The following is a 14,020-nucleotide window of genomic DNA, read 5'->3' as shown; positions in this document are numbered from 1 at the left end:
CCGGTGGTTGTTACTGCTGGTCAAACTTCTGTCACAGGCTATGCGGGGATCCCGCTCGCCTCTTCAAGCCGCTGCGCGGCCAGGAGCTCGTGTCGTTCATTGCGCCGCTTCGCCTGGCGGTCCGGATCCGGGACCGGGGAGGCCAGCAAAAGACGCTGGGTGTAGGGGTGCTCCGGCGTCCGGGTAACGACGGCCGCCGGGCCCTGCTCCACGATTTCACCGTGGTACATGACGGCCACGCGGTGGCTGATGTGGCGCACAACGTCGAGGTCGTGGGACACGAACAGGTAGGAGACGCCGGTGTCGCGCTGGATCTGCAGAAACAAGTCCAGTACGACAGCCTGCGTCGAAAGATCAAGGGCACTGACAGGTTCGTCGCAGACAATGAGCTTCGGTGCGAGGGCAAGGGCCCTGGCGATGGCCACGCGCTGGCGCTGGCCGCCGCTGAACTCGCGCGGAAGCCGTTCGACGGCGTCGGAGGGCAGGCCCACCTGGTCCAGCAGCTCGCGCACCCTTTTGCGCGCTGCAGCCGGTTCCTGGCCTTGCACCTTCAACGGTTCAGAGAGGATGTCACCGATTTGCAGCGAGGGGTTCAGCGAGGTGTAGGGATCCTGGAAAACTACCTGCAGGTCCTTGCCCAGGCTGCGGCGTTCGGCCCGTGAGGCGTGACTGATGTCGTTGCCTTCAAAAGTGATCGTGCCACGTGTGACGGGGGCAAGACCAAGGACGGCCCGGCCCAGTGTGGTCTTGCCGGAACCTGATTCGCCGACCAGGCCAAGGGTCTCCCCGGGCTTGATGGAGATATTGATGTCTGTCAGCGCACGGAACGGCTTGCGGCGGAACCCTTTCAGCGGGTATTCGACGTCCAGGCCCGCCACGGTAAGGAGGTCCGGGCTCGCGGCCTTGACCAGTTTGTCGGGGGCAATCATTGGGCCAACTCCTTTTCGTTGCTCTCATCATCATGTCCGGCGGCTTCGGCAGCCGTCATGCCTGCAGAGACCAGCATGGTCATGGGTTCCTTGCCTTCAAGCATGGAGCCGAGAAGCTTCTGTGTGTAGGGGTCCTTCGGGTTGCGCAGGATGTCGCGGACATCGCCTTCCTCAACGAGGCGCCCGTTCTTCATGACGACAACACGGTCACACAGGTCGGCGACAACGCCGAAGTTGTGGGTCACGAGAATCACACCGACGTCCAGTCGTTTTTGCAGGTCCCTGATCAGATCCAGAACGTCTGCCTGGACTGTGACGTCGAGGGCCGTCGTCGGTTCGTCGGCAATGATGAGGTCGGGTTCGCAGCTGATCGCCCCGGCAATCAGCACACGCTGGGCCATGCCACCGGACACCTCGTGCGGGTATGCGTCGAAGGTCTTTTGCGGGAACCGGATGCCAACATCGTCCAGCAGTTTGAGGGCACGTTTGCGTGCCTCGGTTTTGGAAATCTTCAGCACACGCATCATGGGCGTGACCAGCTGGTAGCCGATGGTGAATGCGGGGTCCAGGTTGCTCATGGGTTCCTGGGGAATGTATGAAATCCGCTTGCCCCGGAATTCACTTAGTCGGACCTGGCTGACGCGGTCGTCAGTGGGTCCTACCGTGAACTTTCCGTCGAATTGGATGCTGCCGGCCACGATACGGGCATTTTCAGGCAACAGGCCAAGGATGGAGAAGGCCGTCTGGGACTTCCCGGAACCCGACTCGCCAACAATACCGAGCACCTCGCCGCGGTCAACATGGAACGACACATCATCGACAACTTTTTTGATTGAACCGTCAGCCTGGGGGTAGCCCACGCCAAGGTGCGAAACCTTGACCAGGTGGTGTTCGGTGCCGGACTCGACGCTGGCGGCGCTGGTGCGTTCGGGACGGTGGCGGGTTGCCGCGAGCTCTGCCTGGGCGGTATTGCTTCCACGCTTGGGCGCCTTGATCTTCTCTGCGTCCTCGAGCGCATCCCGGATGGCGTTGCCCAACAGCACCAGGGCGCCGATGGTCAGGCCGATTGCCACCACTGGCCAGACCAGCAGCACGGGGCTGAGGTAAATGTTTTTGAAGCCCTCATTGAGCATGACACCCCACGTGGCCACGGATGGATCACCCAGGCCGAGGAACTCGAGTCCTGACTGGATGGCGATGGCTACGCCGCATATGACGGCTGTTTGGATGATGATGGGTGCTCGCACCACGGAAAAGATGTGACGGGACAGGATCGTGGCATCGCTGAGGCCGGCTACACGTGCGGCATCGACGTACAACTCGTTACGCACTGATTGGACTGCCGTCCGAGTCAGCCGGAAATAGCCCGGTGCCATGAGAATTCCAAAGGCAACCATCGAGATCCACACGGAGGGTCCAACGGCGGCACGGACTGTCAACAGCACGATGATTCCTGGCAGGCTCATCAGGACGTTGACCACCCAGTTGGATACGCCGTCGAACTTGCCGCCGTAGTACCCGGCGATCAAGCCGGTCGGAAGCCCGATGACGATGGCAACGCCAGCGCAAAGCAGTGCTGAAAGCAAGGTGGTGCGGGCTCCAAAGACGAGCCTGCTCCAGACGTCCCGACCCACGCTGTCGGTCCCCAGGAGGTTGACGGCGTCTCCAGAGGACAGGGTTTTGCCGATATCAGCGAAGTTGGGGTCAAAGGGCGCCAGCACGTTGGCCAGCACCGCCAGTGCAACCATGAACAGGAGCACGACCACGGACGCCAGGCCCATGGGGTTCTTCAAAATCTTTTTGACGGGGTGGGAACGGACCACAGTCCCCGTCTGGCCGACAAGCTCTTCTGGCTGAATCATGCTCATGAGACACGCACCTTGGGGTTCAGCCAACCGTTGATGAGATCCACCAACAAGTTGACGATAATAACGATGATAACCGTGTACAGGACAACGCCCATCACGAGTGGGATGTCACCCATGCTCGTGGACTGTACTGCCAGCGCGCCCATGCCGGGCAGCGCGAAGATCTGCTCAATAATGACAACGCCACCGAGCATGCCCACGAATTTGAGACTCAAGACTGTCATTCCGGCCGGCGCGGCGCTGCGCAGGACGTGCTTGAACAGGATCTCCCACTCGGGGATGCCACGGCTGCGGAGCGTGCGCACGTAATCCTTTTCCAGCTGCTTGATGACGGCGCTGCGGACTTGCTGGGCGACACTGGCAACACCGTTGATGAGCAAGGCGATGACGGGGAGGGTCATCGAGGCCACCCAGGCCGCGGAGCCCGCATCCGGGGAGATGCTGCTGGTGGCCGGGAAGAGCTGGAGGTTGATGGCGAAGACAGCAACCAGGATGATGCCCAGGACAAAGTCAGGAATGGCATCTCCGAGGACGGCAGCGCCCTGGACTAGTTTGTCGATCCAGCCGCGCTTGACGGCGGCGGCCATGCCAAGGAGCGTGGCCACGATGGTGATGCAGATCATCGAAATGATCACGAGGGTCAGTGTGATGGGCAGGCGGGTGGTGATGGCGCCGATCACGGGCTCGGAGTTGAACCAGGACGAGCCGAAATTACCTTGGACGGCCTGCCCTGCCCACTCAAAGAATCGGACCAGCAGTGGCCGGTCAAGACCAAGTTCAACTTCCTTGGCCGCAACTTGTTCCTGGCTGGCGAACTCACCGAGGATGTTGCGGGCAATATTTGCACTGGAGAAGTACAGGAGGCAGTAAGTAAAGAACGAGATCGCAACGAGCACCGAGATGCCGGAAACGATTCTTTTAAGAATAAAGGAAACCATGGGTGCTCCAAGTGGAGGGATCAAGGATGGGAAGAGGTGCCGGGGGCGGTAACCGCCCCCGGCAGTGCGCTGCTACTTTGCCGGCGCGTAGTTGTAGATGGACGGGACGGCCTGCTGCAACTGTGGCTGAACGTCGATCTTCTTATTGCTGAAGTACATCTGGTTCAGGCGGAACAGCGGCAGGAACCAGGCATTCTTCGTGAGGTACTCATTGACCTTTTTCGCTTCATCAGCACTCTTGTCCCCACCGTTCTGAACGGCTTGAATCAAGGCTGTCAGTTCCGGCGTCTCATTCTTGAACGGGTTGTACAACGCGGTGTTGGACGCCATCTGGTTGATGGCAACCCACGGTTCGCCCTGGTAGAGCTGGAAAGTGGCTGCCGAGTACTTGCCTGCGGCCATATCGGAGACGAGGTTGGCCGGCGGGATGGTCTCCGTTTCGAGCTTGATGCCTACGTCTGCCAGCTGCTGTTTGTAGACGGCGTTGACTCCGTCGAAGGCTGCAACTGTCGGGATCTTCAGTGTAAATCCGTCGGGGTAGCCGGCCTCGGCCAGCAGCGCTTTGGCCTTGGCAGGGTCGTACGGGTAGCTGTTGTCCAGCTCCGGGACGTAGGCGCCGCTTTCGGGGCCAAACACCTGGTCGGTGACTGTGCCTTCGTTGAGGAACTGCTGCTCCAGGATCGTCTTGCGGTCAAAGGCGTAATTGATGGCCTGGCGAACCTTGACATCGCCCAGGGCCGGGGTGATCGCACCGTCGCGGTCAAACAACAGGATCCCGTGCCAGTCCACCTGGCTCTTGTGGGCGACCATGCCGGCACCTTCAGCCTGCTTGCCGGCCTTGGGGTCCAGCAGGGCCGCATCAACCTGGCCGGAAACCAGGGCATTGGTGCGGGCCGTCAGGTCCACCAGGTACTTGATGGTGATCTTGTCAAACTTCTGCAGGTCCTTGTCCCAATAGCCCTCACGCTTGGTAAAAACATACTGGGATCCCTTGACGGAACTTTTTGCGTCATAGACGTACGGCCCGGAACCCTGCGGATCGGTCTTGATGCCCTCAGTGCCGACGGCCTTCGGGCTTGCGACGAAGCCCAGCGCCTGTGTCAGGTAGTAAGTGAACGCCGGATCCGGTGCGTTGAGTGTGATGGCGATCGTGGCAGCATCCACTACGTCAACGCTCTTGAGCGCGGCTGCCTGGTAGGCGTCCTGGCCCTTGGCTTCCTTGAAGCGGTCCAGGTTTGCCTTGGCCGCCACCGCGTCAAATTTGGTGCCGTCTTCGAAGGTGACATCGGTGCGCAGCTTGAGCGTCAGTACTGTGTGGTCTCCGTTGTACGTCCACTCGGTGGCCAGCATCGGCTCAAGTTCGCCACCCGGTGCCCGTCGAATCAAGGAATCATAGACTGCCTGGTAAAACGGCATCGTGTGCCCGATGTGCGCATCGGTGGGATCAAAGGTCTTCATGTCGTTCACGCTGCCGAGGCTGAGGGTCGTGGCGGCGGCGCCGCCCCCGCCTGAATTGGCACCGCCGCCACAGGCGGTCAGGGCAAGCGCCGCGGCAGTAAGCACTGCCACGACTGTGGATTTTGGACCAAACTTCATTGTTGGCTCCTTGTTCTAAGGGGTCGCATTAACGGAATGAAAAACTAACGGGCTGAAAGGCTTGGGCGAGTGTGGCTTGCGCCACATTCGCTGTTGCATAAAACACATTACTTGGGTTGCGCAACTTTGGCAACCGATTGTCAAAAGATGCCGTAAACCGTTATATAAGCCCCAAGATTCCCCGGAAATTCAATCCACACACGAGGCAATAATCGTGACAACCGGCTGTTGCACCTGCCCGAATTCATCACATGACAATGCCCGGCCGGAACCCGACCGGGCATTGCTATGGCAAACATTCAGCCCGTTGGCTAGGAAACTTCCACCAACCTGTCCGGATAGCTCTGGGCGTACACGTCCTTGATGACGCGCAGCGTCTTGAGCGCCTCGTCGGGGTTGATCCAGAACGGACCGTCCTGGTCCAGCTGCGCATAGAAGTCGGCGATGTACAACTGATGCGACACGCCCCAGTAGTCGCGCCCGCCCGAAGCCGCCCGGCGTTCCTCCACGACTTCGACCCGGCCGTCGGCGTGCGTAATGGTCAAGTCCCCCCGCAGGTGCAGGGTTGCCTTTTCTGCCACCACGTCCACTGTCACCGGCGCATTGACGGAGTTGGCAAGCGTGGCATAGAAGACGCTGCGGACACCGTTGGCATGGGTCAGGACCAGCTCGGCCGTGTCCTCCACGTCGATCGTGCCGCCCAGGGCGTGCGTTGCCGCATGGCCCGCGACCGAGGTGACCTCCCCCATCATCCACTGCAGCAGGTCCAGGGTGTGGATGGCCTGGTTCATCAGCAAGCCCCCGCCGCCGCCTGCCCAGGAGCCGCGCCACGGCCGGTTTTCGTAGTACTCAGCGGTCCGGCTCCACATGACAGTGCCCGAGCCGCCAAGAACCGCCCCAAACTCGCCCGAGGCGAGCCGCTCCGCCATGGCCTTGACCGCCACGTTGTAGCGGTTTTGGAAGCAAATGCCGATCCGCGCCGAACTGGCGGACGCAGCGGCAGCCAGCCGTTCGCCGTCGGCCATGGTGCTGGCAAGCGGCTTCTCGCTGATGACATTGATGCCGCGCTCCAGCGCCGCGATGGCGGGGTCGGCGTGCTGGTTGTGGGGAGTGCAGACATGCACGACGTCGGGGCGCACCTCGTCGAGGAGTGCCCCGATTTCGCTGTAGCCGGGCACGCCGCGGGCCTCGGAAGCAGCCGCCAGGCGGACAGGATCCGTGTCGCAGACAGCGACCAGCTCCGCCCCCTCAATGGCCGCAACGGCTTCGAAGTGGACGGTGGCGACGTCCCCGCAACCAATGATGGCAACTCTGGGCATGGTGACTCCTTTGTCTGGTGGGGAAGATCAGGTGGTGCGGTTGCCCCGGTGCAGGCGGGTGCTGTCGCGTCTCAGGCGAGGGTGACGCCGATGGCGTCGGTTGCCGATCGGAAGGCGCGGGCTGCCTCGCCGAATGCTGCGGGGCCGGAGAATCCGCCCAATTCGTGCTGTGCTGCCAGGTGCGGTTCGAGTGAGGCGAAACCGGTGTAGCCGTCCCGGCTCAGCGCGGTCAGTGTCTCCACGAGCTGGCCGTCGCCCTTGCCGGTGGGCACAACTTCGCCGGTGCCGGCAATGGCGTCCTTGACCTGCAGGTATTCAAGGTGGGGGCGCAGCATGGCGTAGGCGTCGGTGTAGGGCTTCACGCCGACCTGGACAAAGTTGGCGTTGTCCCAGGCGGCGCGCAGGGCCGGGGAATTCACGGTTTCCATGAGGTCCAGGACACGCTCCGGGGTGTCGCCGTAGATGTCCTTCTCGTTTTCATGAATGAGCACGACGTCGGACTCTTCGGCCACGCGCGCCAGCACCGCCATGCGTTCCATGACCGCTTCGCGGATGTCTTCGGGACTCTGGTCCTCGGCGCGGAAGAAGGAGAACATGCGGATGTACTTGGTGTCGAGCGCCTTGGCGACCTCGATGATGCGGCGCAGGCGCCCGGCCTCATGTTCGGCGGGGAGGGAGATGTCCACCTTGCCAATGGGGCTTGCGACGGCGGAGACCTTCAGTCCCGATTCATCCAGGATTGCCTTGAGCTCGGCAACCTGCTGATCGGAGAGTTCCACAACATTGGTGCCCCACGCGCTGCGCACCTCGATGTGGGATGCACCAAGGGCCAGAAGAACCGCGGCCTGCACCTTGGGGTCGGGATCAACTTCGTCGCCAAAGCCGGAAAGGGTCCATGTGGGGTTCGTGGCGGGGTTCATAAAAGTCTCCAATTTCGAGGGGGTCTCGGCCGGCCGCCGGGCGGCAGCCCTCACGGGCAGGCGGCTGGCGGTGACTCACTTCACACGAGCTGTTATGAGTAAAAGCCTAGCGCCGAAGACCGAGATTGACAACCGATTGCCATTTCTTGCCTCAAGACGTACTCTGAGAATATTAAAGTGTCACATGTCACAGGATGGCCCGATCTTGCATCCGGCCGCCCGTCCAAGCGCAGGATTCAAGAATCCTGCGCTTGCAAATACACAAGGATGTGTTCCGAAAATGACTGCAACCCCCGGCCTCACCCCCGGGAAACCTGCCACGATCCATGATGTTGCAGCTCTTTCCGGCGTGGCCGCTTCAACGGTGTCCAGGGCCCTGTCCAACCCGGATCGCGTCAACTTCCGCACCCGGGCGCGCATTGAAGCGGCTGCTGCCCAGTTGAACTATGTGCCCAATGCCCAGGCCAAGGCGCTGAGCTCCGGCCAGAGCAAGGCCGTTGCCGTACTGGTTGCCGACATTACGAACCCCTTCTTCTTTGACATCATCAGGGGAACCCAGCTGCAGCTCAAGGCCGCCGGCTACACCCAGCTTCTGGTTGACACGGAAGAGTCGGACGAGGTTGAGTCCAGCACCATCGAGCAGCTGCGCAACACTGCCGACGGGATCATTCTTACCGCGTCCCGGCTCAGCGATGAATCGTTGACACAGATGGCGGCAAAACTTCCCACGGTGGCGATCAACCGCAGTGTTCCCGGTGTCGGTTCGGTCATCCTGGACACCCCCACAGCCACCAACCAGGCTCTTGACCACCTGATCTCGCTGGGGCACACACACATTGCCTACCTGGCCGGCCCCGAGAGCTCCAGTTCAAACCACCGCCGGTGGGCGGCGTTGTCCGCCGCGGCCGAGGAGCGCCAGGTAACAGTCGTGCGCCTGGGACCGTTTGCACCGCGCACGTACTCGGGGGCGGCCGCCGCCGACGCACTGGTGCACTCGGGAGCGACGGCCGGGATCGCCTTCAACGACCTGATCGCCATCGGCATGCTGCAACGGCTCCGGGAACGCGGCGTCAGGGTGCCGGAGGACATGAGCATTGTGGGCTGCGACGACATCTTTGGGGCTGACTTTTGCAGCCCGCCATTAACCACTGTCACGGCACCTGTGGAGCAGGCCGGGCGCGTGGCGGTGACCATGTTGTTGGGCAAGATCAACTCAGCTGTGGGTGCGCCGCCGCGAAACCAAAGCATCCTGCCCACGCACCTGACCATCCGCAGCTCCACCGGGCCCGCACCGGTTCGGGCACGGAGGCCCTGATGCCGGGCTGAGTTTATGCGCAAGGTTGGACCTGAACGGGGCGCGGGGTGTCACCCCGCGCCATGTTCAGGCTCAACCATGCGCCGGCTGGCTCCGAGCTTGTTACCAGCTCTGCGGCAGCGGCCGGCCTTCCTCATAACCAGCGGCAGAATAGCCCGCGGCCGACTGCACGCCACGATGGCGCGTTCCCTGAGTTCAGCCAATGACGCGGCGCCCGCATAGGTGAAGGAACTGCGCAGGCCCGCGAACGATCAAGCGGGCAGGAATCGTGGCGGGGCGTGCAACTGCGGCCGAACCCTGACGGGGCCACTTTTTGAGTTTCCGTGAGAGCACCAGTTCAACATCCGTGCGCGCCAGCATCTCCAGCGGAGCGGCAACTGTCGTCAGGCCAGGCGCCGAATCGGCGGCTTCCAGAATGTTGTCAAGCCGATCACGCCAACATCACGTGGAACGCTGAGACCCCGCTGGTTGAGGCCCTTGGGCATGCGCAGGGAAATGAGGTCCTGGTACCGAACAATGGCGCTGCCCAGCCGTCGATGCAAGGCTTCAGCAGCTGCGACCGCCTGCCAACGTCGGCAAAAGGTCCAATAAGCCGGACCTTGACGTCGTTCTCGTCCGCCGCCCGGCGTGCGGCCGCCCATTTGACGTCGTCGGCCCGCGACCGCTCAGGCCCGGCTGCGTGGCTGACACTTGCAGGACCCAACTCAGCCAAATGACGCATGGCAGCGCGCATTCCACTGACCTTCTCGAAATCGCCAAGACCACCCCGTCGACGAGCGGAGGCAACCGTTCGTGCGCGGCCCGTCCCACATCAGCAGACTCTTGCGTATAGAGGATAGGGAGCAGCTGCCCGTGCCGCGCAGCTGCTGACTATTCGCCGATCACAATTTCACCGAAAACGAGCTTGTTACGCCTGCGGCACGAAGTGCCATGACACTTGCCGCCTCTTGCCGGCCAGACCGCGGGACTCCTGTCCACCGGCTGTCCAGCTCGTCAACAAGGCGATGAATGCGGGCCGCCGTCTCGGAACTGCCCCTACCGTCGTGAGAATGCGCGCTACACAGCCCAGGCCCCCACGTCTGATGCTGCCGCCCCGTCATAAATCGTTGGAGTCCATGTTCGAAACATAGTGGCAGTCAGCGTTGATGACAACCGACTGCCAACCATCATGACTTCACGTTGCGTGCGCCTTCAATTTGACTGACGGCCAGGGTCATGTCCTGCCACAACCCGTGCATGGGCTCCACCCACCCGACCGCGTTGCCTCCGGTACTGGCCTCTGCTTCGCGGATGCAGCAGGCTCCCATGCACACGTGGCGCACCTGGACCGAGTGGGATGGGCGGCCCCGCTCAGATCGGCCTGATTGCCCATGACGACGTGAATGGCATCGAGGCGCGCCGCCTCTGATTCCGCTCCAACATAAGCCGGTCCCGCCGCACCAGAATCCGATGGCATCGTGTGAAACATGTATTCCCGACCGGTCCTGCACAACTTCAGATTATGGAGCCCCTCGTCACCAACGAGCCGAGCAGTACCTGTTAGATGCCGCTGCACCCCAGGCACACTCCCATGGGTCGGCGTTCCCCATTCCGCAGGGATGCAGCCCGTCGCTTCACCGTCGAGCCACACTGGCCAGTCAACCCGAGTCGAGTGAGCTCCGCACCCATCGGCTCAAACGAAAAACAGGTGTCCACATCATGGACATTTAGTCAATCCAGAATTAGTTATGGCAACTATCTGGCAACTGATTGCGCAATCATTACCAGTGTGGATAGAGTCTGTGTCACTAGCGATTGTGCTATGACTTACCTCACAGCGGTTTTCTATTGTTCAAGGAGGAACAAGATGGAAATTTCACGCAAGAATTTTCTCGTAGGTGTCGGAGGACTCGGTGCACTATCACTGGCATTGGCGGCATGTGGCGGGAAACCTGAGACGTCTAATCCGGCGACCGGGGGAAAGGTTGACGGTGCCGGAAAGACCCTGACAGTTCTTTTCAATACCAAGCCCCAATACCCGAACGAGCAAAAGGAGTGGTTTGCCAAGACGGCCACTGACTTCAAGACCCTGACCGGTGCCACCATCCAATGGGAAACCTTCGCCACTGCCAACGATGAAATGACCCGTATTCAAACCTCTGTCGTTGCAGGAATCGGTCCTGATGTCTACGGACTGGGAACAACGTTCACACCCACCGCCTATTCCACCGGCGCATTCGTCAAGCTGGGAGACGATGAGTGGTCAAAGATCGGAGGCAAGGACAGGTTCATCCCGGCAACGTTGGGCATTTCCGGCCCGGACGATGGCAATCAGATTGGCATTCCCTTCGTCAGCCGTCCATTTGTCATGGCTTACAACACCGAACTGCTCAAAAAAGCAGGCATTGAAAAGCCAGCCACCACCTGGGATGAATTTTCTGAGCATGCCCGGAAGATGACGTCCGGGGATGAATATGGCATTGCCATTGCCTACAAGGACAATTTTGATCCCTGGAAGTTCATCTGGGGCATGTCCATCCAGGGGGGCAACCCGCTCATAGACGGGGACAAGGTCCGCCTCGACGACCCAACCGTCGTGAAAGCCTACGAAACGTACTTTGGCTGGCTGACAAAGGACAAAGCCGTCGATCCTGCGTCAGTGGGTTGGGCCAACGCCCAGGCTCTGGCAGCATTTGCCGGCGGCAAGGCAGGCTACTTTCCCATGACCTCCCCGCTGAGCATTCCCACTCTCGACGCTTCGGTCGTGAAGGGCAAATATGAATACGCGTTGTTGCCCATGATTCCTCCGGGCGCCACCAGCCGTCCGAGCGGAGGCATCGAAGCCGCCAGTATTCTTTCGGGAGACAACCTGGTCGTTGCCGATTATTCAAAAGAAAAGGATCTTGCTTTTGCATTCATCAACATGATCACTGGCGCAGACGCCCAGGCCCACTATTTCAAGACGTTTGGCGAGATCCCCACAAATGTCGAAGCAGCCAAGGCACTTGAGTCGGATCCGCTGGTCGCCCCCGCACTCGATGCGGCATCTAAATCCGTGGCCACACCATTTAGCGGGGCATGGGGCGACGTGCAGCTGGCACTGACCAATGTTGCAGTCCAGACCATCCCCGACCTGAACGCCGGTTCCGTCAGCGAGGCGGATTTGACATCCAGGATCAAGGAAGCACAGTCCACTGCGCAAGCCGCCCTGGACCGGGCCAAGTAGCACGCCACCGAAAGAACATTCACATGTCTACTCACACCGATGAGGACAGCGTGCGGGACGGGGAAACTCGTTCCGCACGCAGGGCCGCCGCCATTAAGAACAAGAAACGAAAGGGGGTCACCGAGCGTGACCGCCCGCTGTGGTTGCTGGCCCCGGGCGGCTTTCTGATCACTGTCATTATTCTTATCCCGCTCGTCTTGGCCCTTTACATCTCTGTCATCGACCTCGATCAGTACACGCTGCGAAAATGGTTGTCGACACCATTTGTTGGCATCGAGAACTATGTTGAAGCCCTGACAAAATCGGACCTGCTGCGCTCCATCTGGATTAGCGTCTCGTTCGCCGTCATCTCCACCGTTGTGACGGTGCCTTTGGGTGTGGCCGCCGCGGTGGTGACCCAAAATGCCTACCGTGGCCGGGCGGTCGTGCGTGCAGTCTTCCTCATCCCCTATATTCTGCCTTCATTCGTGGTCGCCACCGTGTGGCGCACCATGCTCCAGCCGGACGGCATCGTCAACAGCGTGGCGAGCAACGTCGGCATCGACCCGGCGCTTTGGCTCAACGGCCCGATGTCATACTGGACTTTGGTTTTCGTGGAGATTTGGGCTGCCTGGCCGTTCATATATCTGCTGGCATTGGCCGGTCTGCAGTCCGTGGACCATGAAGTGCATGAGGCGGCCGCGATCGACGGCGCCCTATGGTGGCGCAAGTTGCGGGAAGTCATCTTCCCCTATCTCAAGGGCCCCGTTGCGCTGGCTTTTCTGCTTGGCATCTTGAACCACATCAACAACTTCACGCTGCCATACGTCCTGTTTGGGGCACCCGCCCCGGCGGACGTAAATGTATTGCCGATCCTGGTGTACGTGACAAGTTTCCAGAGCTTCCGCTTCGGCCTTAGCGCCGCCATGGCGGTCGTTTCACTGGTTCTCATTGCCATTCCACTGTTCATCTACCTGCGCGCGGTCAGACTTGACGTGTCTGAGGACGGAGCCAAGAAATGAGCACCCAAGCTCGTATGCGCCCGCAAAGTAAACCGCGCAGCAAGTCCAGAAGCTCCGAGGTCACCCGGCTGATGCCGACCTGGCTGATTGCCATATTGACAGCAGTCCTGTGCATTTTCGTGCTGCTGCCAATCAGCTATATTTTCCTGGCATCGCTGAATACCGACACCGGCGTCGCCACCGGTGAGTTTTGGCCAAGCCAATTTTCCTTGGAAAGCTACACCAAGATCTGGAGCAGCGTTGGATTGGGCAAGGGACTGGTCAACAGCCTTGTGGTCTCCGGGTCTGTGGCCGTGGTTTCGGCTGTGATCGCCATTGGCACAGCGTATGTGCTGGTCAGGTTCTCCTTCTTTGGCAGGTTGACGATGCTTCGGGGACTCTTGGGACTCCAGAGCATCCCGGGAACGCTGATGTTGCTGCCCGTATTCGTTCTCTTCGCCTCGATCGGTTCCTGGATCGGCATCACGATTATTGGCACTCTTTGGGGGCTGTTCATCGCCTACCTGACATTCGCATTGCCCTTCTCAACCTGGGTCATGGTGACTTATCTCCGAGGCCTTCCCCGCGAACTAGAAGAAGCCGCCAGAATTGATGGTGCTTCAAACCTGGGAATTTTGTTCAGAATCATCGTTCCCTTGAGTTGGCCCGGGATCGTTGTTTCAGGAATCTTTGCGTTCCTGCTCGGTTGGAATGACGTGCTGTTTGCGTCCATTTTTACCAAACCCGACACGGCAACTGCAGCCATCGTTTTGCAGACTTTCAGCGCCGGCCAGGAAGGCGGGGCCATCCCAGTCTACAGCCAAATGATGGCCGCCGCCTTGGTCTGTGCTGTTCCAGTGGTGCTGCTGTACCTGGTTTTCCAGCGCTACCTCGTAGGCGGCCTCACTGCCGGAAGCGTGAAGTAGGCCGGACCGGACTACCCCGGACAG

Annotated in this window: 10 protein-coding genes; 4 read left to right on the top strand and 6 right to left on the bottom strand. The window is 60.6% G+C overall.

The window, feature by feature from the left end:
* Positions 1-38: 38 nt before the first annotated feature.
* The 6 genes from AC1L6K_RS07745 to AC1L6K_RS07720 all read right to left on the bottom strand — a co-directional run bounded on the left by AC1L6K_RS07745 (position 39) and on the right by AC1L6K_RS07720 (position 7,570).
* Positions 39-929, bottom strand: coding sequence for an ATP-binding cassette domain-containing protein (locus tag AC1L6K_RS07745; RefSeq protein ID WP_480952126.1), 891 nt, complete (start codon positions 927-929; stop codon positions 39-41).
* A complete protein-coding gene (locus AC1L6K_RS07740) occupies positions 926-2,797 on the bottom strand; it encodes a dipeptide/oligopeptide/nickel ABC transporter permease/ATP-binding protein (RefSeq protein ID WP_480952125.1) in 1,872 nt (623 codons plus the stop codon). The genes AC1L6K_RS07745 and AC1L6K_RS07740 overlap by 4 nt, the downstream gene beginning before the upstream one ends.
* Entirely contained in the window at positions 2,794-3,735 is a 942-nt protein-coding gene (locus AC1L6K_RS07735; RefSeq protein ID WP_480952124.1) for an ABC transporter permease, read from the bottom strand. The genes AC1L6K_RS07740 and AC1L6K_RS07735 overlap by 4 nt, the downstream gene beginning before the upstream one ends.
* 72 nt (positions 3,736-3,807) lie before the next feature.
* Positions 3,808-5,331 (bottom strand): ABC transporter substrate-binding protein, encoded by a 1,524-nt coding sequence (locus tag AC1L6K_RS07730; RefSeq protein WP_480952123.1) that lies wholly within the window; start codon positions 5,329-5,331, stop codon positions 3,808-3,810.
* 311 nt (positions 5,332-5,642) lie between these two features.
* Complete coding sequence (locus tag AC1L6K_RS07725) at positions 5,643-6,650, bottom strand: Gfo/Idh/MocA family protein (RefSeq protein ID WP_480952122.1); 1,008 nt, start codon at positions 6,648-6,650, stop codon at positions 5,643-5,645.
* Positions 6,651-6,721: 71 nt separating this feature from the next.
* Entirely contained in the window at positions 6,722-7,570 is an 849-nt protein-coding gene (locus tag AC1L6K_RS07720) for a sugar phosphate isomerase/epimerase family protein (RefSeq protein WP_480952121.1), read from the bottom strand.
* 280 nt (positions 7,571-7,850) lie between these two features.
* Here AC1L6K_RS07720 and AC1L6K_RS07715 point away from each other — a divergent pair, with 280 nt between their 5' ends.
* The 4 genes from AC1L6K_RS07715 (at position 7,851) to AC1L6K_RS07700 (ending at position 13,996) form a co-directional block, all read left to right on the top strand.
* Complete coding sequence (locus AC1L6K_RS07715; RefSeq protein ID WP_480952120.1) at positions 7,851-8,885, top strand: LacI family DNA-binding transcriptional regulator; 1,035 nt, start codon at positions 7,851-7,853, stop codon at positions 8,883-8,885.
* Positions 8,886-10,731: 1,846 nt separating this feature from the next.
* On the top strand, positions 10,732-12,090 hold the full coding sequence (locus tag AC1L6K_RS07710) for an ABC transporter substrate-binding protein (protein WP_480952119.1): 1,359 nt from the start codon (positions 10,732-10,734) through the stop codon (positions 12,088-12,090).
* Positions 12,091-12,113: 23 nt separating this feature from the next.
* On the top strand, positions 12,114-13,091 hold the full coding sequence (locus tag AC1L6K_RS07705) for a carbohydrate ABC transporter permease (RefSeq protein WP_480952118.1): 978 nt from the start codon (positions 12,114-12,116) through the stop codon (positions 13,089-13,091).
* Positions 13,088-13,996 (top strand): carbohydrate ABC transporter permease, encoded by a 909-nt coding sequence (locus tag AC1L6K_RS07700; RefSeq protein WP_480952117.1) that lies wholly within the window; start codon positions 13,088-13,090, stop codon positions 13,994-13,996. The genes AC1L6K_RS07705 and AC1L6K_RS07700 overlap by 4 nt, the downstream gene beginning before the upstream one ends.
* The last annotated feature ends 24 nt before the right edge of the window (positions 13,997-14,020 follow it).

This window comes from Specibacter sp. BI4, assembly GCF_056680095.1.
This window is presented reverse-complemented; position numbering and strand designations above follow the sequence as displayed.